Here is a 20,192-nt window from a genome sequence, read left to right on the forward strand (position 1 = left end):
CTTGGCCCTTCCTCGCGGCACGCGGATCGGGACCTACGAGATTGTCGGCCTGCTGGGGATCGGCGGGATGGGCGAAGTGTATCGGGCGCACGATACGCGGCTCGGGCGCGACGTCGCGATCAAGATCCTGGCGCACCGCGTCTCGGAGGATCCGGTCCTGCTCGCACGCATCGAGCGTGAAGCGCGGCTGCTGGCCTCGCTCAACCATCCGTCCATCGCCACCATCCACGGCATCGAAGACTGGCAGGGCACACCCGCGATCGTGATGGAGCTGATCGAGGGCCAGACGCTGGCCGTGCGGCTGTTTGAAGGGGCCATCCCGCCGGCCGAAGTGGTCCGCATTGCGAAGCAGGTGGCCGAGGCGCTGTGCGCCGCGCACGATCGCGGCATCGTGCATCGCGACCTCAAGCCCGCCAACATCCACCTCCGGCCGGACGGCGCGGTGAAGGTCCTCGACTTCGGCCTCGCCAAGGCCATCGTCGTGGACGACAACCCGAGCACGCAGAACCTGCAGTCGGTGACCACCACCGGATCGATCATGGGCACGGCGCCGTACATGAGTCCCGAGCAGGCCCGCGGGATGGAAATGGATCGCCGCACCGACATCTGGGCGTTCGGCTGCACGGTCTACGAGATGCTGACCGGCACGCGCGCCTTCTACGGCCCCACGCCCGCCGACACCGTGGTCGCCATCCTCAGTTCCACACCAGACTGGAGCAAGCTGCCGGCCGACACGCCGCCGGGGTTGCGTGCGCTGCTCGAGCGGTGCCTGCAACGCGACATCCGGCAGCGCCTGCGCGACCTGGGGGATGCGAGCTTCGACTACGGCGCCACCAACAGCGCGTTTGTCGGCGCCGTGGCGACGGCGCGGCGCCGGAACCTGGGCCGGGCGCTGCTCTTCGCCATTCCGATCGTGACGGCCCTCCTCCTGGCCGGCACGGTGCTCTACTTCGCGCGCGGCCGCGAGGCGGGGCCGCTGCGGAAGTTCGAAGTGCAGGTGGACGGACTTGGTGACCAGCCCGGTACGTTCACGGCGGAGTCGGGGCCGGGCGCCGGCGTCGTGATTTCGCCCGATGGTCGCCGCATTGTCTATCCCGCGTCCGGCCGCCTGTGGGTGCGCGATCTGAGCGAGCTGGCATCGCGGGCCCTCGACGGCACCGAGAAGGCCGCGGCGCCGAGCTGGTCGCCCGACAGCTCGTGGGTGGCGTACGCCGTCGGCGCGGAACTGCGCAAGTCGCCGATCTCCGGCGGCGCCGCGGTTCGCGTCGCCGCCGTGCCGGGCGGGTTTGCCGAAGCCGGCGGCATCGCCTGGTCGGACGACGGCGTGCTGTATTACACGACCGGCAACGGCGGCATGTGGAAGGTGCCGGCCGAGGGCGGCGATCCAGCGATGGTGATCGATATCGAGCCGGGCGTGCGTGACTATCACGACGCCACCATGGCCGGCGGCCGGCCGATGATCATCACGCACTACACGAACAGCCAGTTCTCGATCGATCGTGTGGACGGGACGAGCCGGGAGGTCCTGTTCGGGCCGGTCGCGCAAGTCATCCGGCATGCCGCGTTCTCGAGCGACGGGCACCTGGTGTATCAGCGCGTCGGCAACAGCCCCGGCGTGTGGGGCGTGCCGGTGGAGCCGCGGACGCTGCTGCAGCGCGGCGAGCCGTTCCTGGTGGCGGCCGGCGGCTTGCGGCCCAGCGTCGCCGACGATGGCACCCTGGTCTACGTGACCGACGAAACCTGGGGCCGCGTGCAATTGAGCTTCGTGGACCGCACCGGGCAGATTCGGTCGAACGTGGGCGACCCGCGGGCGGGCATGCGCCATCCGGCGCTGTCGCCGGCCGGTGACCGCGTGGTGATGGTCGCCCCGAGTGGCGTCGGCGACGACTTGTTCGTGGTGGATGTGAGCCGCGGGTCGGCGACCCAGTTGACCTCCACCGGCGTGCGCGGCGACCCGGCATGGGATCCGAAAGGCCGCCGGATTGCGTATAGCTGTGGCGCGACGGGGCGCGACGGCGGCGTGTGCGTGGTGAGCGCCGACGGCGGCGGAGAACCCGCGGTGGTCATTCCTGGCGCGAGCCAGCCGGACTACGCGCCGGACGGATTGCACCTGGCGTATCTGCTCCTGGATCCCAACACGCGCACCGATCTGTGGACCGCACCGGCGGATGGCTCGTCGCCGGCCACGCTCATCCGGCAGACGCCCGCCTTCGACTTCGGCCCTCGCGTGTCTCCCGATGGACACTTTGTCGCGTATTCGTCGGCCGAGTCCGGCAAGCCGGAAGTGTATGTTGCCGACTACCCGGTGCCGCGGCGGCGCTGGCAGGTGTCGACGGGCGCCGGCGCCGAAGTGCGCTGGAACCCGCGCGGCGGGGAGCTGTTCTATCTCGACGGCACCGGGAATCTGCAGGCCGTCACCATCGACCCGTCAGGACAGCCGGGCAAGCCGGTCACGCTGTTTTCCGAATCGGTGGCGCGCGGTCACTTGTCGCAGGGCTATGCCCCGTCGCCCGATGGCGGGCAGTTCCTCCTGGTGCGCGATGTCGACCGCGGCAAGCTCCGCCCGCGGATTACCGTGGTGCAGAACTGGTTTGCGGAGTTTGCGCCGAAGCGTTAGCGGCGTCGCTTCCTGGCGGTGGCCTTGGCGGCCTTCTTCTTTGGCGCCGTGGCGCCCTTGGCCCCTGGCGCCCTGGCCGGCGCCTTCATCGTCAAGGCCCGTTCGATAATCCTGGCGAACATCTGACCGGTGTCGCCGGTCTTCGCCGGCGCGTTGCTCAGCCAGAGGTCCGGCGTGCGGCCCTGCAGGATTTCCGCGAAGTCCGCATGCGGAGTCTTCACGCTCAGCGGCGCGAACTCGGCAATATCGATCGGACCGGACCACTCGTCCTTGTGCTTGATCAGCAGCCAGCTGTTCGGCGCGCCACCGAAGCCGCGCGTCTTGACCAGCACCCACGACCCCTTGAGCTTGTAGCCGTTCAGGCGAAACTTCAGGTCGCCCTTGCGGAAGGCTTCATCGACGTCCACCTCCGGTTCCCAGGTGCCGACGTCCCACAGCATGACGATGCCGGCGCCATAGCCTTCGGGGATCACGCCCTCGAAGGTGCCGTATTCGATCGGGTGGTCTTCCACGTGCATCGCCAGCCGCTTGTCGCGCGAGTCGATCGACGGCCCTTTGGGCACGGCCCATGACAGCAGCACGCCGTTCCATTCCAGGCGCAGGTCGTAATGCAGGTGAGAGGCGAGGTGCTTCTGGACGCAGAAGAACAGCGGGGCGCCGGCCTTTTTCTTTTTCGGCGATGGCGCGCCGGCCGGTTCCGGCGACTTGGTGAAATCCCGCTTCTTCCGGTAATGCTCGAGGGCCACTCGCTACGCAGAATACAACGGCCGAAGGGTAGAATACGCTTCGCATGAGCACACCGACCGCCCACGACCGCGCGTTCTTCGGCCATCCCCGGGGGCTCTCGACGTTGTTCTTCACCGAGATGTGGGAGCGCTTCAGTTACTACGGCATGCGCGCGCTGCTGCTGTTGTACATGACCGCGCCACTCACGGCCGGCGGTCTGGGCTTTGACGCCGCGCAAGGCGGTGCCATCTATGGCTTGTACACGTCGATGGTCTACCTGGCGACGATGCCGGGCGGGTGGATTGCGGACCGGCTGATCGGTCCCCGCCGCGCGGTGCTGTATGGCGGCATCATCATCGCCGCCGGGCACTTCAGCATGGCGGTGCCGTCGCTGGCGACCTTCTACCTGGGCTTGTTCCTGATCGTGATTGGCACGGGCCTGCTCAAGGGCAACGTCAGCGTCATTGTCGGCAAGCTCTACGGCGCCGCCGACATTCGCCGCGACGCGGGATTCTCGATCTTCTACATGGGGATCAACCTCGGCGCGTTCCTGGCGCCGCTGGTTTGCGGCTACCTCGGCCAGCAGGTGAGCTGGCACCTGGGCTTCGCCGCGGCCGGGTTCGGCATGCTGATCGGCGTGATCCAGTACGTGATGGGCAGCAAGAACCTCGGCGATGCCGGCATCGCGCCGGCGCCGGCGCCAACCCCGGCCATCGCAGCGCAGTGGAAGCGCCAGGTGCAAACCTGGGTCGGCGGCAGCGCCGCGTTCGTCGTACTGATCGTGCTGGCGGTTTACGCGGGCCTCGTCAACGTGTCGGCCACGCAGGTGAGCGATGCGGCCGGTGTCTTCCTGTTGCTCGTCGTCGTGGGCTTCTTCGGCTGGTTGATGTTCTCGGGCGGGTGGACGCCGGAAGAGAAGAAGCGCCTCTACGTGATCACCGTGCTGTTCTTCGCGGCGTCGCTGTTCTGGTCGGTGTTCGAACAGGCCGGTTCGACCCTCAACCTGTTTGCCGACCGCAGCACGCGGAATGAAGTGTTCGGCATGGCGTACCCCAGCAGCTGGTTCCAGTCGATGAACTCGTTATTCATCTTCGCGTTCGCGCCGGTCCTGGCATGGCTGTGGATCAAGCTGGCGTCGACCGGCAAGGAGCCCATCAGCCCGACGAAGTTTGCGTTCGGCTTGATCTTCGTCGGCGCCGGATTCCTGATCCTCGTGATTCCTGCCCGCATGGCCGAGCAGGGCGCGCTGGTCAGCCCGATGTGGCTGACCGCCACCTATTTCCTGCACACGATCGGCGAACTGGTGCTGAGCCCGGTGGGATTGAGCGCCATGACCACCCTGGCGCCGGCGCGCATTGCCGGCCTGATGATGGGCGTGTGGTTCCTCGCCACCTCGGTCGGCAACTTCATCGGCGGCCGTGTCTCCGGACTCTACGAGTCGCTCGCGCTGCCCACGTTGTTTGGCGTCGTCGCGGCGTCCGCGATTGTCTTGGGGCTGGTGCTGCTGGCGCTGGTCCCATCATTGCGTCCGCTCATGGGCGCGCCGGCCGCGCGGCAGTAGCGGCGGGCCGGTCAAGTCCCTGGCCCGCGGCCAGGGTCAGCTCGCCCGGCGCTGGTCGGCGTAAGGCGAGAGCCGGCGGTGTTCGGCCGGGATGCCGCGCCCGCGTCCGCCGAGCAGTTCGGCCACCGAACGCCCGCCGAAGCGATCGTCGATGACTTCGAGTTGGTCCGCGGTGACGTGTGAGGGATGCCGCGCACCGCAGGCATGACTAAGGGCCAGCAGTTCCTTGCGAAACGACACCATGTAGTTGGCCAGGCGAACCGCTTTCAGTTCGGGGACCAGGCCGCGGCTGAGCCACGGGTTCTGCGTGGCCACGCCCGTCGGGCAGTGATTGGTGTGGCACCGCAAGGCCTGGATGCAGCCGATCGACAGCAGCGCTTCACGGCCGGCGTTGATCAAGTCGCACCCGAGCGCGAAGGCCATGAGGGCCGTTTCGGGGAAGCCCAGTTTTCCAGACCCGATGAACACGATGTTGTCGTGGAGGCCTCGCTCCGTAAACACGTGTTGCACGCGGCTGAAGCCGACCTTGAACGGGAGCCCCACGCGATCGGCAAACACGAGCGGAGCGGCGCCGGTGCCGCCTTCGCCGCCATCGATCGTGATGAAGTCGACCGCGCGATGTCCCGACATGTGGCGCGCCAGGTCCCGCCAGAACTCGATGTCGCCCACCGCCGACTTGATGCCGACCGGCAGGCCCGTCTCGCCGGCGACCTGCTCGACAAAGTCGAGCAGGGACGAGGCATCACGAAACGCGGTGTGGGCGGCCGGGCTGATGCAGTCCCGCGTGGGATCGACGCCGCGAATGCGCGCGATGTCGGCCGTGAGTTTTGATTTCGGCAGCACACCGCCGATCCCCGGCTTCGCACCCTGGCTCAACTTGATCTCGATGGCGCGAATCTGCGGCGTGGCGGCGACGAGGTCCTTGAGCCGCGGCAAGCTGAACCGGCCGTCCAGATCGCGGCAGCCGAAGTAGCCCGTGCCAATCTGATAGATCAAGTCGCCGCCATGCAGGTGGTGAGGTGAGACGCCGCCCTCGCCGGTGTTCTGCAGGCAGCCGGCGAGTCGTGCCCCCCGGTTGAGCGCCTCCACGGCCGCACCGCTCAGGGCGCCGAAGCTCATTCCCGAGACGTTCACGACCGACTCGGGCCGGAAGGCCTTGGGCCGCCCGCGAAAGCCGCCGAGGACCTTCGCGGACGGAATCCGGTAGGCGGGGTCGAAGTCGGCGTCACCCGGATGTGGCGATTGTTGTGGAAACGCGCAGTGCTTGACGATCAGGTAGTTGGGCGACGACTCCTGGTCGCGATCGGACCCGAATCCGAAATAGTTGTTCTGAAGCTTGGACGACGCATATACCCAGCGCCGCTGGTCGCGACTGAAGGGCCGCTCTTCGGTGTTGCTCGTCACGATGTACTGTCGCAGCTCAGGGCCGACCGATTCCAGCAGATACCGGAAGTGACCGACGATCGGAAAATTGCGCAGGATGGCGTGCCGCCGCTGGAGGAGGTCGTAGACCGCCACGGCACAGACTATCGCCAGGAGAATCGCCAGGATGGCCATGTTGTTCGCTCTCGCTACCTATCCTGGAATCGGCAGTCCGGCTCGCAACTGGAGGACAATGGATGCGCCGTGCCGGTCCTGTTGATCTCCACCTACGACCTCGGCCACCAGCCGTTTGGCCTGGCCTCGCCGGCAGCGTGGTTGAGGCGGGCCGGGTTCGAGGTGACGTGCGTGGACCTGTCGCGCGACAAGCTCGCGGCCGACGCGGTCGCCGACGCCGGCCTCGCCGCGTTCTACCTGCCCATGCACACGGCCACGCGGCTGGCCATCCCGGTCATCGCGCGACTGCGCGCCCTGAATCCGGCGCTCACGATCGCCGCGTATGGCCTTTATGCTCCGCTGAACCAAGCGCTCTTGCGCGAGCATGGTGTGTCGATAGTGCTCGGTCCTGAGAGCGAAAGCGATCTGGTGGCGGCCGCCATCGCCTCGCTCGCACCCGGCACTGTGGCATCCGCCTTCGCTCGCACAGAACACCAGGGCGAGCTTCGGCGAGACCTCGCTGTAGCGGCCTCTGGCCGCGGCGACGGGCGCTTGGCACGTTTGCAGTTCATCCAGCCCGACCGGTCCGGCCTGCCGGCATTGGATCGCTACGCGAGCCTGCAGATGCCGGATGGCACGCGCAAGGTGGTGGGCGCGACCGACGCGACCCGCGGCTGCAAGCACCGGTGCCGGCATTGTCCGATTGTGCCTGTCTACGATGGCCAGTTTCGCGTCGTCCCGGTGGACGTCGTGCTCGCCGACGTGCGGGCGCAGGTGGCGCAGGGCGCGGCCCACATCACCTTCGGTGATCCGGACTTCTTCAACGGGCCCGCCCATGCCCGCAAGCTGGTCGAAGCGCTGCACGCCGAGTTTGCCTCGCTCACCTACGACGCCATCATCAAGGTGGAGCACCTGCTGCAGCATCGCGAGTTGTTGCCGCTGCTGGCGCGCACGGGATGCCTGTTCGTGACCAGCGCCGTCGAGTCGGTGGACGACGAGGTGCTGGCGAAGCTCGAGAAGGGCCACACGCGGGCCGACTTCATCGCGGCGGCGGCCCTCTGCCGCGATGCCGGGCTGACCCTGGTGCCGACGTTCGTCGCGTTCACACCCTGGACCACGATCGACGGCTATGTGGATCTGCTGGACCAGGTGGAAGAACTGGATCTGGTCCACAACGTGGCGCCGGTGCAGTGGGGCATCCGGCTGCTGGTCACCGCGCAATCGCGGCTGCTCGAGTTGCCGGATGTGCGCGAACTGATCGGACCGTTCGATCGGGCGTCGCTGACGTTCCCCTGGCGTCATCGCGACCCGCGCGTGGACGCGCTGCAGGCCGGCGTGATGAACCTCATTGGTGTGCAAACCAACCGCCCGCGTCATGAGACCATGGACCGGATTCGACGCTTGCTGGCATCTGCGCACCCGAGCATTCCGGCACCGAAGCACCCAAGCACTCTGCCACGTCCGCGGACCGACATCCCCTACATGAACGAGCCCTGGTACTGTTGAGCGGAACCCAGCGCAGAGCAGGTGGCTCTGTTATGAACGCCGAGGGGCCTCCCTCCCAACCCAGACGTGTCCTGTTGCTGGCGACGACCACCGGCTACCAGACGCGGATGTTCAGCGACGCGGCGGCGGCGCTCGGTGTGGAGATCGTCTACGCCACCGATCGCTGCGATCAACTGGATGACCCGTGGCGCGATGGCGCCATTCCGATTCGCTTTCACGAAGAGTGGCGGTCGGTAGACACCATCCTCAAGGCCCTTGAATCGCGGCCGGTGTCGGGCGTGCTGGTGGTGGGCGACCGCCCCATCGTGCTGGCGGCCTACCTCACGCGGCTGCTGGGACTGCCCGGCCATCCGCCCGACGCCGCGGGCGTGGCCCGCGACAAGCGGCTGCTGCGCGCGCGCCTCAAGAGCGGCGGTTTTCCGGTGCCGGAGTGGTTCGCGGTGTCGTCCGGCCTGGATCCCGCGACCGTGCTGTCTCGCGTCACCTTTCCCGCGGTGGTGAAACCGACGGTGTTATCGGGAAGCCGCGGCGTGATTCGCGCCGACGATGAGCTGAGCTTCGTGACGGCGTTTGACCGGGTGCGACGCCTGCTCGCCTCGAGCGACGTGCGCGAGCTGCGCGATCCCGAAGGCGAGGTGATCCAGGTCGAGTCGTACATCCCTGGCGCCGAATACGCGCTGGAGGGCATCTTGGAGCACGGCGTCTTTCATACGCTGGCGATTTTCGACAAGCCGGATCCCCTCGAGGGCCCGTTCTTCGAGGAATCGGTCTACGTCACGCCGTCGCGGGCCGGCGCCGGCATCGAGCGGCAGATCGAGGATGTCGTGAGGCGCGCCGCCAAGGTCATCGGCTTGCACCACGGTCCGGTCCATGCCGAGTGCCGGGTCAACAGTCGGGGGGTCTACGTGCTCGAAGTGGCGGCGCGGCCGATCGGCGGCCTCTGCGCGCGGGCGCTGCGATTCACGCGGCCCGGCGCGACGGCGATTGGCCTCGGGCAGTTGCTGCTGCGGCACGCCATCGGCGAGCCGATCGGCGACTGGACCCGCGAGCCGGATGCCTCGGCGGTGATGATGATCCCCATCCCGCGCAGCGGTGTCTTCCGCGGCGTGACCGGTGTGGACGAGGCGAAGCAGGTGGCCGGCGTGGATGACGTGCGGGTGACGGCGAAGCCGGACCAGCAATTGCTGGCGCTGCCGGAGGGGGCGAGCTACCTGGGCTTCATCTTCGCCCACGCGGCCACGCCCCAGGCCGCGGAGCAGGCCGTGCGGGCGGCGCACGGCTGCCTGCGCGTGACGATCGACCCGTTGATCGAACTGCTGCCGGGCTAGCCGCGCCCGGCGCGGCTACTTGCTTTGCTGGGGCACGAAGTCGGGCGGAAGCGCCGAGCCGGCGCCGAAGAAGAAATCCTCCATGTGCTTGAGGATCAGCTCCTGTCCCTCTTTCTGCCAGGGCATGAGGCGGTATTCGTTGAGGATCATCTTCTGGCGATCCTCCCAGAGCTTCCAGGCCTGGGCCGACACGTTCTCGTAGATGCGCTGGCCGACTTCTCCGGGCCATGGCACCCTGTCGAGGCCGGGCAGTTCCTTCTGAAACTTCACGCAGAAGACCATGCGGCCGGACTTGTTGCCGGCCTGCTCGTTGGCCGGGCCGGTCGGACCTCCACACATACTCATCGCTCGCGCCTCCGCTCCAATCTTACTCCGGCCCTGCTTCCCGGCTATGATCGGCCCTGTGGATCCCGAGGAACGTCACCGCTGTTGCTGGTACGGCCGGCGCACCGCGGAACTGCCCGAAGACCTGGGTTCGCACACCATCGTTGACGGCGAGCTCGTCTACTGCGCCCACCCCATGTATTGGCCTGTCGTGCGCTATGAGTTCGACCTGCGGAACTGCGAAGACTGCGACGTGTTCAAGGCCCGCCGGATGGAGCGCCCGCCGGCCGCGGAATCTTAGCCCTTCGGCGAGACCGGCGCGAAGAAGTCATCCTGCTTGTAGGTGTGGACGCGCCGGTAGCCCCGCGCCTCGAGGAACCTGATGATGTCGGTCCGCTTCGGTTCTTCTTCGTTGTGTTCGATGGCCATCGCGCCAAACCGGTAGCGGTCGAAGGGGATGCCGCGCAGCGCGTCGAGTTCCGCGCCTTCGATGTCGAGGCTGAGGAAGTGAATGAAGGCGGGAGCCTTCGCCCGCGCGAGCACCTCGGCCAGCGTCACGGTGGTCATCTCCACGGTGGGGGCCTTTGCCGCCTCGTCCTTCCACTTGCCCAGCGTGTCGGCGATGCCGCCCAGCCCCTCATGGGTATGAAACAGCACGGTCTTGCCGGCCTCGTTCGAGACGACTTCCTTGAACATCTGGCACGAGCGTCCCTCCATGGCGGTAGGGAAGGGATCCACACAAATGCCGGTCCACCCGAGATCCTCGAGCGCCCTGGTGTTCGAGCCGATCTGGCCGTGACCGGACCCGACGTCGAGAAACACGCCGTTGACAACGCCGGGGAACATGGCTCCGGCCACCCACTTGTCCTGCCCGATTTCCGAGGGGTACGGCTGGTTGCCGAGCGTCTCCTGAAGGGCGATCGCGAACGCCCGGCTCAGCGGGAGCTGGCAGCACCGCCGATTTTCGGCGAGGTACTTCGTGAATGCCTGGCCCCGCGGGCTGTAAAAGCCGGCGGTCGCAATCAACGGCAGAGCCACCCCCAGCACCAGCGCCAGCTTTGATTTGGACATCATCGGATTGTATTGATCCTCGGCAGTATCTACCCAATATGTAGTGATTTGATGCACGTGGATGGGTTAGACCCTATTTTGTCTCTAATTGTATCGATGTAACTACCTGATAAATAACATCTTATGCGATCTCTGAGTCTGTTGAGCTGGCACGCTATTCGCTAGGAAGGAAGCAGGTATACGCGTCCTCGACCGATGGGAGGTCACAGTGTTTGAGATCCGAAAGGCACGCCGGGGTTTTGCCTCGATGTCACAAGAGAAGCAGCGCGAGATTGCCAGCAAGGGTGGCCGTGCCGCTCACGCCAAGGGCACGGCGCACGAATGGTCGGCCGATGAAGCGCGTCGGGCTGGACGCAAGGGCGGTCAGGCCAGCCGCGGTGGACGGGGCAAGTTGCCGTCGGTCGAGTAGTTCTCCGGAGCGTTTGTAAGAACCACTCCCGGGAAGAGAGCAGTGCTGCGCCAACCTACCCCCTGGCCGGCACTCCTCACTTCCTGCTCTTCACTTTCAACGTTTCGCTTTTCTCGACCTGCACCCGGGCGTCGTTGAAGCACGCGCCGCCCCCTAAATCCGACAGCGAATCCGGCACCAGCGCGTTCGACGTGTAACCGTTCGCCGTGTTGCGGCGCCACAGGCCCTTGGGCATGGCCACGGTGCCCGGCCGCAGCAGGGCCGTGAGGTGCGCCTTGATGCGCACTTCACCGAGCGCGTTCCAGACGCGGAGCGTGTCACCTTCCCCCACGCCGCGCGCCTCCGCATCGTCGGGGTGCATCTCGAGGCGCACGTCGGGCCGCGGCAGCTCGCCGAGCGTGGAGCTGATCGTGCGCTCGCTCGCAGGCGAGATCAGCGCGAGCGGGAATTCCGTCGTGGCGGGGTCCGGTTGGTAGCCATACAGACCCATCGGGGCCTGCCGGTCGAGGATTTGTGGAAAGAGATCGACCCTGCGGTCCGGGGTTTTCGGGAACACGTCAACGAACTGGACCGGGCGGCCGTCGTATGGCGGCCTGGCCGTCCAGTTTTCCCGTAGATCGCTCCCGACCTTCTCCGGCAGGTGGCCGAGCACCGCCAGCATCGATTCGAGATCGTCGTCGGGGTCGCCCGCAACCGACAACTCCAGCCGGCGGGACAGATCGAGGAACACGTCGCTGTTGGGACGCGATTCGCCGACCGCGTCGATCACGGGTTTGCCCAGCTGCAGCGTGATGGGGCCATAGCCGCGCGCGAAATCGTAGTGTTCGAGAAAGGTCGTGGCGGGGAGCACGACATCGGCGTAGATCGCCGTGTCGGTCATCACCTGGTCGAAGACCACGGTGAACAGATCCTCGCGCTCGAGCCCCTGGATCACGCGCCGCTGGTCGGGCAGGGTCGCCACCGGGTTGCAGTTATAGACGAACAGCAGGTTGACCGGCGTGCCTTCCGGTTCGGAGAGAATGCGGCCGACCTTGTTCATGTTGACCGCGCGCGTGGCCGGCTCGGCGTCGGCCAGCCAGGTGCGGTCGATGTCCCACGAGGCGGAGTTGCTCATCGAAAACCCGCCGCCGCGCACGCCGAACTTGCCGGCGACCGAAGGCAGGGCCAGGACCGCCGCGGCCGCGCTGCCGCCGTTGCGGTTGCGTTCGAGTCCCCAACCGCACTTGACCAGCGCCGGGGACGTCTTCGCGTAGCGCTCGGCCAGGCCGCGGAGTTGCGCGGCGTTGATGCCGCTCACGTCGGCCGCGCGTTCGAAGGTCCAGGGACTGGCCTTCTCGCGCAGATCGGCGGCGCCGCTGGTGTGCTGATCGAGGAAAGCCTGGTCGGCGAGGCCTTCTTCGAAGAGATACCGGTGAATGGCCAGCGCCACGGGCAGGTCCGTGCCGGGCCGCACCGCCAGGTGCAGGTCCGCCTGGCGCGCGACGGTGGTCGCGCGCGGATCCAGCACCACCACGTAGGCGCCCTGGTCGCGGGCGTCCTTGAGGAACGGCATCAGGTGGATGCCCGACACGCCGGGGTTCACGCCCCAGATGATGATCAGCTTGGCTGACGGATAGTCTTCGTAGCTGACCGACGCCATCTTGCCGTACAGGCCCAGGTTGGCGGCGCCGGTCGGCGCCGCGCAGACGGTGCGGAGCAGCCGCGAGGTGCCGAGCCGCCGGAACAGGATGGCGTCGGCGTAGTCCTGCGTCAGGAAGCCGTTGGAGCCGCCGTAGCACAGCGGCAGGATCGTCTCGGCGCCGCCGGCCTCGCGGGCGCCGCGCACCTTCGCGGCGATCAAATCCAGGGCATCGTCCCACGTCACGCGCTTGAACTGTCCCGAGCCCTTGGCGCCGCGGCGCACGGCGGGGTAGAGCAGCCGGTCGTCGCCGTAGACGCGCTCGTGGAAGCCCCGGACCTTGGCGCAGATGTAGCCGTTGGTGATGTGGTTGTCTCTCGAGCCGTCGATCTTGGTGATGCGGCCGGCGCGCAGCGTCACGTCAAGCGTGCAGGCGTCCGGACAATCAAGTGGACACGCGGTTTGAACGTTGGATTCCGTCGGAGCCGCGCCGGGTTTCGCCATGCCCTTTAGAATAGGTGAGATGGCTCGCTTGCCCCAAGTGGTGATCATCGGCGGCGGCTTTGCCGGTCTCGCCGCCGCGCGGCAGCTCAAGCAGGTGGACTGCGAAGTGACGATCATCGACCGTCACAACCACCATGTGTTCCAGCCGCTGCTGTACCAGGTGGCCACGGCCGGCCTGTCGCCCGGCGATATCGCGTCGCCGATCCGCTGGATCCTGCGCACGCAGCCGCGCCTCCGCGTGTTGCTGGGCACCGTCGAGCGGATCGACCCTGGCGCCCGCCAGGTCTGGATGGACGGGGGCGACGCCGTGTCGTACGACTATTTGATCGTGGCCGCCGGCGCCACCCATTCCTACTTCGGCCACGACGAGTGGCGCGGTGCGGCGCCCGGCCTCAAGACCCTGGATGACGCACTGGCGATCCGGCGGCGGCTGTTGCTGGCGTTCGAAGAAGCGGAGCGCGAGCACGACGCGGCGCGCCAGCGGTTGCTGCTGACCTTCGTGATCATCGGTGGAGGGCCGACGGGTGTGGAGATGGCCGGCGCCCTGGCGGAAATCGCCAGGCAGGCGCTGCGATCGGAGTTTCACGCCATCGATCCGGCGTCGGCCCGGATCATCCTGATTGAGGCCGGTCCGTCCATTCTCCCGGCGTTTCCGGCGAGCCTGCGGGCGTCAGCGCGGCGGGCCCTGGTGCGGCTGGGCGTCGAGGTGCGCGAAGGCACCGCCGTGACGCAGGTGGAGGACGGCGCCGTCACCATGGGCAGCGCGCGCATCGCCGCGCACACCATTCTGTGGGCCGCCGGCGTGGCGGCGGCCTCGATCGGCCGCGACCTCGGTCCTTCCCTCGACCGCGCCGGACGCGTGAACGTCGAGCCGGACCTGTCGGCGCCCGGCCACCCGGGCGTGTTCGTGGCGGGCGACCTCGCAAGCTTTTCTCATCAAACGGGCAAGCCGTTGCCCGGGGTGGCGCAGGTGGCGATGCAGCAGGGCACGCAGGCGGCGCGCAACATCGCCCGTCTCATTCGCGGCGAAGCGACGCGCCCGTTCCGGTATTTCGATCCCGGCAATATGGCCACCATCGGCCGCGCTAACGCGATTGCCGACTTCGGGTTCCTGCGGGCTTCCGGGTTCATGGGCTGGATGATGTGGCTGTTCGTGCACATCATGTTCCTGATTGGCTTCCGCAACCGGCTCTCGGTGCTGCTGCAGTGGGCCACGGCCTACCTCACCTACCAGCGAAGCGTCCGGCTGATCACGCGTAATGACGGCTCGTAGTGCTATTCTCCTTCCCTCGGAGACCAACAGAGCCGTGCACCCCGGACGAGCCGTCGGACCCTACCAGATCGTCCGCCAGCTAGGGGCTGGCGGCATGGGTGTCGTCTGGCTGGCCGAAGACACCCGCCTGCAGCGCAAGGTCGCCCTGAAGACCGTCAAGGGCGCCGACGCGGAGACCGCCGAAGGCCGCCAGCGCCTCATGCGCGAGGCCCGCGCCGCGGCCGCCCTCAATCATCCCCATATCGCCACCGTGCACGACGTCCTCGACGTCGATGGCCAGGTCGTGGTCGTGTTCGAGTACGTCGAGGGCGATACGCTGGCCGCCCGCCTGCAGCGCGGGCCGATGACCGTGGCCGAGGCGATTGAAGTGACCTGGCAACTTGCCGACGCGCTCGCGGCCGCGCATGCCCAAGGCATCATCCATCGCGACCTGAAGCCGTCGAACGTCGTGCTGGGCCCCGACGGCCGCGCCAAGGTGCTGGACTTCGGCATCGCGCGGCTGGTACCGGCCGGCGCCGACATGTCCCAAAACGTCCCGGGCACCATCGGCGGCGGTCTGGTCGGCACTCCGGGGTACGCCGCCCCCGAGCAGTACCTGTCGCGCAATGTGGACGGGCGCGCCGACCTGTACGCGCTCGGCGTGATGCTGTTCGAGATGATCGCCGGCCACCGGCCGTTTCCCGGCAACGACGCGATCCAGCTCGTCACCGCGGTGCTGCGCGATGACGCGCCGACGCTGGCGACCAGCAACGGGCTGTGGGTGCCGCCGGAACTCGCCGACCTGGTGCAGCGCCTGCTCGAGCGCGAGCCGGCGCGCCGCCCGGCGAATGGCGAAGAACTGCTGGTCGAGTTGAGCCCGCTGCGCGACACGGAACTGTCGCCGCTGGCGCGGCGCACGGTGCTGCTGCGGCAGCGGGTGCCGGCCAGCACGCTGGTGGTGGCCGCCCTCACGCTGGCGGTGGTCGCCGCGGTGGTGATTCGCCAGCAGTGGAACACGCGGCCCCTCGGGCCCGACGCGCCCGTGGTCGCGGTGCTGCCGCTGACCAACTCGAGCGGCGACGCGTCCAACGACTACCTGGGCGCCGGCCTGGCCGAGAGCCTGATCACGAGCCTGGCCTCGGTGCCGAAGGTCACCGTGCTCTCACGCTCGGCGGTGGAGGAGAGCCGTCAGCAGAATCCGGATCGCGCCAGCTTCGTGCGCTCGCTCGACGCCAGCTACCTGGTCACCGGATCGGTGCAGGCGGTGGCCGAGCGCCTGCGCGTGACGCTGAACCTCGAGCGCCCGGATGCGTCGGTGGCGTGGGGGCACACCGTTGAGGGCCCGATGAGCGACCTGTTTGCGTTGCAGTCGCAGTTGGCCACCGCGTTGAGCGATGCGATTGCCGATCAGCGGCCCTCGGCACCGCGCACCGCGCCGGCGGCGCTGGCGACCGCCAGCGAGCCGGCGCAGATCGCCTACTGGAAGGGCAGGGCGCACCTCGACCGGCGAGACCTGACCGGCAGCACCCAGGCGGCGATCAAGGAACTGAGCGATGCGGTGGCCGCCGACCCGAAGTTCGCCCTCGCCCATGCCGGCCTCGGCGAGGCCCAATGGGCGATGTACGCGCAGACCAACGACAGGCCATGGGCGGAGAAGGCGATCGCCTCAACCAGGACCGCGATTCAGCTGGAGCCCGACCGTCCCAGCGTGCGATACATCGCGGCCCTGACCCTGTTCCGCGGCGGACGGTTCGAGGAGGCGAACACGGAACTCGAGCGCGCCCTCCAACTGCAGCCGACCTACGAGGACGCCATCCGCCTGCACGGCACCGTGTCGGTGCGGCGCGGCGAGGTGGAACGCGGCCTCGACGAGTTCAAGAAGTTGATGGCCATTCGGCCCAGCTCCGTCTCGCTCTTCAGCGACCTGGGACTGGCCCTCTACACCGCGTCCCGCTTTCCCGAGGCGCTCGAGGCGTTCGAGAAGGCCATCGCCCTCTCGCCGAGCTCGTCGATCAACCTGACCCGCGCCGGCAGCACCGCTCAGCAGATGGGCGACCAGAAGCGCGCCCTCGAGTTCTACGAACGGGCCAATGCCATCCAGCCGCGGGCCGAGACGTTTTCCAACATGGGCACGATCTATTACGGCCTGGGCGATTACGCGAAGGCCGCCAGCGCCTACGAAGGCGCGCTCCTGATTCGCCCCTTGAGTGCGATTACCCACCGCAACCTCGGTGACGCCTACTTGCACCTGGGGCGCCGCGAGGACGCGCAACGCGCGTACCAGCAGGCGGTCGCGCGCGCCGAGGCGGAGGTGTCGGTCAGTCCCGCCGACGCGAGAGCAATCGCCCGTCTGGCCGTCTATCAAGCTAAGGCCGGCGATGATACGGCGGCCATGCGGAGCCTGCGACGGGCGCAGGAACTGGCGCCGAAGGACGAACAGGTGTTCCAGCGTGCCGGTGTCGTCCACGCCCTTGCCGGCCGCGTCAGTGACGCACTGGACGCGATCGGGCAAGCCATCGCCGCGGGCGCGACGCCACGGTCGGTGGCCGATGAAGAAGACTTTGCCAGGCTCCGAACCATGCCGCGTTTTGCGGCCATGGTCTCAACCCCAACTGAGGTGAAACGATGAGTAAGAAGAAGCCCGCGAAGAAGAGCGCCAGGAAGGCGCCCGTGAAGAAGAAGGCGCCCGCGCGCAAGAAGGCTCCTGCCCGCAAGGCGGCGGCCAGGACGACCGCGGCCCGAGCGGCCGCCCCCGCGTCCAACCGCACCGCGGCGGCCACCATCTTCCTCTACAACACGCCGGCCGGCCCGCGCGTGCGGACCTCGCCGCAGTTGTTGCCGGCGGGCCCTGGCTTCATTGAATGGACAGTGGTGAATCTGGCGTCGGATGATCCGGTTGACGTGGAGATCTCGTGGCCGAACGGGGGACCGTGGGGCAGCCACCCGATTCCGATCAAGAACGGCAACGCGCGTGTCAGTTGCGTGGGCGCGAAAGACGGGCGCTACAAGTACAACGTGACCGCCAACGGCTACACCGAAGATCCGGAGATCGAAATTCCCTGGAACTAGGGTCGATCCGGCGATAACGACGCAATTGCACACCGTGGCAGGGCATCCGAGGAGGGGTCCTGCCGCGGTGGCGTTTCGGTGCTATCCTCGCGCTGCTTCATCCCCGTAGTCCCGTGCAGATTGGCAGCGCCGTTGGACCGTACCAGATCCTGCGCCACCTCGGATCAGGGGGCATGGGATCGGTCTGGCTCGCCGAAGACACCCGCCTGCATCGCCAGGTTGCCCTCAAGACCCTCCGGCCCGCGGACGACGACGATGCGCCCGCCCGGGCGCGGTTGATGCGCGAGGCGCGCGCCGCCGCCGCCCTCAACCATCCGCACATTGCCGCCGTCTACGACGTGCTCGAAAACGACGGGCACGTCGTGATCGTGTTCGAGTACGTCGAGGGCGAAACGCTGGCCGCGCGGCTCGCGCGTGACGTGCTGCCGGTGCCTGCCGCCATCGACATCGCCTGCCAGATCGCCGGCGCGCTCGTGGCGGCGCACGCGCACGGCGTCGTGCATCGGGACCTCAAGCCCGCCAACGTCATCACCGGCGCCGGCGGGCAGGTCAAAGTCCTCGATTTTGGCATCGCGCGCATCCTGTCAATTGGCACCACGAAGACCGGCGACGGCCACACCGCCACCGGCATCGGCTTGATCGGGACGCCGGCGTACGCGGCGCCGGAGCAGATGGTGTCGGGCGCGGTTGACGAGCGCGCGGATCTTTACGCGCTCGGCGTCATGTTGTTCGAGATGATCAGCGGCCGTCGTCCCTTCACGGGCAGCGACCCGATCGCCCTGGCGTCGTCGAAACTCGGCAAGGACGCGCCGCCGCTGTCGGCCACCGGCGCCCTGGTCCCGCGCGAACTCCAGCGGCTCGTGGCCTCGCTGCTGTCGCGCGAGCGCGATGAGCGGCCGGCCTCGGCCGCCGACGTGCTGGCGCGGCTGAGGGCGATCGATGGCTCGCCGGGCACAACCGCGCCGGCGCCGGCGTCGAAGCGCCGGGTGGTGGTGCCCGTGCTGGCGACCGCCCTGGTGCTCGCCGCGCTCGTGTCACTCGGCGTGTGGGGCCCGCTGCGGCGGAGCAGCGAGCGGCCCGACTCGCCGCCGGTCGTGGCGGTGCTGCCGCTCGCGAACATCAGCGGCGACGGGTCGAAAGACTTCCTGGCGGCGGGCATCGCCGAAAGCCTGATCTCGAGCCTGGCGGCGTTGCCGACCGTGACCGTGCTGTCACGGGCCTCGGTGACCCAGGCGCGCAGCCGCACCCCGGAATCATCGGCGCTCGCGCGTGACCTGGGCGCGACCTACCTCGTCGAGGGCAGCGTGCAGGAGTCGGGCGGGCGGCTGCGCGTTTCGCTGAACCTGGTCAGGCCCGACCGCTCGGTGGCATGGGCCGACAACGTCGAAGGCGTCATCGATCAGATCTTTGACCTGCAGTCGCGCCTGGCGGTGATGCTCACGGCCGCGCTCGACGTGCGCGTGTCCGCGGCCGAGCGTCGGCGCATGAATTCGCAGGTCACCACCAGTCCGGAGGCGCTCAATGCCTATTGGCAGGGGCGGGCCCTGCTCGACCGCCGGGATGTGAAGGGCAACCTGGATGCCGCCGTCACCGCGTTCAACCGCGCGCTGGCGCTGGACGCGCGCTTTGCCGTCGCGCAAGCCGCCCTCGGCGAAGCCTTCTGGACGCAGTATGTGGACACGCGCGAGCCGTCGTGGGCGCAGAAGGCCACCGAGGCGGGACTCACGGCGCTGCGCCTCGACCCGAATCGTGCGGAGGTCCGTTACACGCTGGCCGTCACGCTCGCTGGGAGCGGCCGGCCAGACGAAGCGATCGAGGAATTGCACCGGGCGCTGGCGATGCAGCCCAATTACGATGACGCCCGCCGCCAACTTGGGCAGGTGTTGGGACGCCAGGGGCGGGTCGACGAGGCCGTGGCGGAGTACCGGAAGGCGCTCGCGCTGACGCCGAACTCCTCGAGCACTTATGGTTCCATGGGCCTCATGCTTCTTGGGGCGGCACGCTACGACGACGCGATTGCCGCCTTTCAGAAGGCGACCGAGCTGCAGCCCGATAACTACATCGGCTTCCAACGACTGGGCACGGCCTACCAGACAGTGGGGAAGGTGGACCTGGCGCTCGAGAACTACGAACAGGCCATTGCCATCCGCCCCTCAGCGCAGGCCTTCTCGAACATCGGGGCGTTGCACCATGGCCGCGGCGATTTCACGCGGGCCGTCGAAGCCTATCGTCAGGCGATTGCTCTTCGCCCGAACGCGTCTGCCACCCGGCGTAACCTCGGCGATGCACTGGCCAGGCTCGGCCGCGCCGCCGATGCTCGCGCCGCGTACTTGGAGGCTGTGCGCCTGGCGGAGGCGGAGCTCAAAGTCGACCCGAACGACGCGAGGACCACGGCGTCGCTTGCGGTCTATCTCGCCAAGGCCGGGCAGCCGGACCGCGCGCGGCAGCGGATCGACCAGGCGCTGCGCGCCGCCGCCGAGGACGTGGAGGTGATCTTCAGGGCAGCGGTCGTTGCCGCGTTGAGGGACCGGTCGCAGGACGCCCTCGCGTATCTCGCGGAGGCCGTGCGACGAGGATACAGTCGCGCGTCAATCCTCGATACCGATGAATTCGGCAAGATCAAGTCGTCGCCGGCGTTCGTGAAACTCATGAAGCTTGATTGATGAGGAGC

The 20,192-nt window shown here is 68.0% G+C and carries 15 protein-coding genes; 10 read left to right on the plus strand and 5 right to left on the minus strand.

Annotated elements, in window-relative coordinates:
- The first annotated feature begins 1 nt into the window (after position 1).
- Positions 2–2,617: a protein kinase gene (locus WC815_06840; GenBank protein ID MFA5908473.1), complete on the plus strand. Its 2,616-nt coding sequence runs from the start codon at positions 2–4 to the stop codon at positions 2,615–2,617.
- Here the strand turns inward: WC815_06840 and WC815_06845 are convergent.
- Positions 2,614–3,363, minus strand: coding sequence for a DNA polymerase ligase N-terminal domain-containing protein (locus WC815_06845; GenBank protein ID MFA5908474.1), 750 nt, complete (start codon positions 3,361–3,363; stop codon positions 2,614–2,616). The genes WC815_06840 and WC815_06845 overlap by 4 nt on opposite strands.
- Before the next feature lie 44 nt (positions 3,364–3,407).
- Here WC815_06845 and WC815_06850 point away from each other — a divergent pair, with 44 nt between their 5' ends.
- On the plus strand, positions 3,408–4,904 hold the full coding sequence (locus tag WC815_06850; protein MFA5908475.1) for a peptide MFS transporter: 1,497 nt from the start codon (positions 3,408–3,410) through the stop codon (positions 4,902–4,904).
- A gap of 36 nt (positions 4,905–4,940) precedes the next feature.
- Here WC815_06850 and WC815_06855 read toward each other — a convergent pair whose 3' ends face one another.
- On the minus strand, positions 4,941–6,461 hold the full coding sequence (locus WC815_06855) for an FMN-binding glutamate synthase family protein (GenBank protein MFA5908476.1): 1,521 nt from the start codon (positions 6,459–6,461) through the stop codon (positions 4,941–4,943).
- 69 nt (positions 6,462–6,530) lie between these two features.
- Between WC815_06855 and WC815_06860 the strand changes: the two genes are divergently transcribed.
- Positions 6,531–7,946: a CUAEP/CCAEP-tail radical SAM protein gene (locus WC815_06860; GenBank protein MFA5908477.1), complete on the plus strand. Its 1,416-nt coding sequence runs from the start codon at positions 6,531–6,533 to the stop codon at positions 7,944–7,946.
- A 74-nt stretch (positions 7,947–8,020) separates the two neighbouring features.
- Positions 8,021–9,274 (plus strand): ATP-grasp domain-containing protein, encoded by a 1,254-nt coding sequence (locus tag WC815_06865; GenBank protein ID MFA5908478.1) that lies wholly within the window; start codon positions 8,021–8,023, stop codon positions 9,272–9,274.
- A gap of 15 nt (positions 9,275–9,289) precedes the next feature.
- Here the strand turns inward: WC815_06865 and WC815_06870 are convergent, their stop codons facing one another.
- A complete protein-coding gene (locus tag WC815_06870; GenBank protein ID MFA5908479.1) occupies positions 9,290–9,619 on the minus strand; it encodes an oxidative damage protection protein in 330 nt (109 codons plus the stop codon).
- Between the two features lie 58 nt (positions 9,620–9,677).
- On the opposite strand from WC815_06870, the gene WC815_06875 reads away from it, so the two are divergent.
- Positions 9,678–9,899, plus strand: coding sequence for a hypothetical protein (locus tag WC815_06875; GenBank protein MFA5908480.1), 222 nt, complete (start codon positions 9,678–9,680; stop codon positions 9,897–9,899).
- Here the strand turns inward: WC815_06875 and WC815_06880 are convergent.
- Positions 9,896–10,672 carry an FkbM family methyltransferase gene (locus WC815_06880; GenBank protein MFA5908481.1) on the minus strand — a complete coding sequence of 259 codons (777 nt, stop codon included), beginning with the start codon at positions 10,670–10,672 and terminating at the stop codon, positions 9,896–9,898. The two genes, WC815_06875 and WC815_06880, sit on opposite strands and share 4 nt — an antisense overlap.
- 205 nt (positions 10,673–10,877) lie before the next feature.
- On the opposite strand from WC815_06880, the gene WC815_06885 reads away from it, so the two are divergent.
- Positions 10,878–11,078, plus strand: a complete 201-nt coding sequence (locus WC815_06885) for a KGG domain-containing protein (GenBank protein ID MFA5908482.1) — start codon at positions 10,878–10,880, stop codon at positions 11,076–11,078.
- Positions 11,079–11,154: 76 nt separating this feature from the next.
- On the opposite strand, the gene WC815_06890 is transcribed toward WC815_06885, so the two are convergent.
- Positions 11,155–13,200, minus strand: coding sequence for a molybdopterin-dependent oxidoreductase (locus WC815_06890; GenBank protein MFA5908483.1), 2,046 nt, complete (start codon positions 13,198–13,200; stop codon positions 11,155–11,157).
- A gap of 19 nt (positions 13,201–13,219) precedes the next feature.
- Between WC815_06890 and WC815_06895 the strand changes: the two genes are divergently transcribed.
- From WC815_06895 to WC815_06910, 4 genes are all read left to right on the plus strand, one after another.
- Positions 13,220–14,473, plus strand: a complete 1,254-nt coding sequence (locus tag WC815_06895) for an NAD(P)/FAD-dependent oxidoreductase (protein MFA5908484.1) — start codon at positions 13,220–13,222, stop codon at positions 14,471–14,473.
- On the plus strand, positions 14,460–17,081 hold the full coding sequence (locus WC815_06900) for a protein kinase (protein ID MFA5908485.1): 2,622 nt from the start codon (positions 14,460–14,462) through the stop codon (positions 17,079–17,081). The genes WC815_06895 and WC815_06900 overlap by 14 nt, the downstream gene beginning before the upstream one ends.
- Positions 17,078–17,521 carry a hypothetical protein gene (locus tag WC815_06905; GenBank protein ID MFA5908486.1) on the plus strand — a complete coding sequence of 148 codons (444 nt, stop codon included), beginning with the start codon at positions 17,078–17,080 and terminating at the stop codon, positions 17,519–17,521. Before WC815_06900 ends, WC815_06905 begins: the two co-directional genes overlap by 4 nt.
- A gap of 113 nt (positions 17,522–17,634) precedes the next feature.
- Positions 17,635–20,184 carry a tetratricopeptide repeat protein gene (locus WC815_06910; GenBank protein MFA5908487.1) on the plus strand — a complete coding sequence of 850 codons (2,550 nt, stop codon included), beginning with the start codon at positions 17,635–17,637 and terminating at the stop codon, positions 20,182–20,184.
- Positions 20,185–20,192 lie beyond the last annotated feature (8 nt).

The sequence above is a fragment of the Vicinamibacterales bacterium genome (assembly GCA_041659285.1).
In the GTDB taxonomy this organism is placed as follows: domain Bacteria; phylum Acidobacteriota; class Vicinamibacteria; order Vicinamibacterales; family UBA2999; genus 12-FULL-67-14b.

Excerpts from the sequence above, each read along its gene's own strand:
- WC815_06850 (MFA5908475.1), top strand. The coding sequence starts at position 3,408 with ATGAGCACACCGACCGCCCACGACCGCGCGTTCTTCGGCCATCCCCGG.
- WC815_06855 (MFA5908476.1), bottom strand. The coding sequence starts at position 6,461 with ATGGCCATCCTGGCGATTCTCCTGGCGATAGTCTGTGCCGTGGCGGTC.
- WC815_06870 (MFA5908479.1), bottom strand. The coding sequence starts at position 9,619 with ATGAGTATGTGTGGAGGTCCGACCGGCCCGGCCAACGAGCAGGCCGGC.
- WC815_06880 (MFA5908481.1), bottom strand. The coding sequence starts at position 10,672 with ATGATGTCCAAATCAAAGCTGGCGCTGGTGCTGGGGGTGGCTCTGCCG.
- WC815_06890 (MFA5908483.1), bottom strand. The coding sequence starts at position 13,200 with ATGGCGAAACCCGGCGCGGCTCCGACGGAATCCAACGTTCAAACCGCG.
- WC815_06895 (MFA5908484.1), top strand. The coding sequence starts at position 13,220 with ATGGCTCGCTTGCCCCAAGTGGTGATCATCGGCGGCGGCTTTGCCGGT.
- WC815_06900 (MFA5908485.1), top strand. The coding sequence starts at position 14,460 with ATGACGGCTCGTAGTGCTATTCTCCTTCCCTCGGAGACCAACAGAGCC.
- WC815_06905 (MFA5908486.1), top strand. The coding sequence starts at position 17,078 with ATGAGTAAGAAGAAGCCCGCGAAGAAGAGCGCCAGGAAGGCGCCCGTG.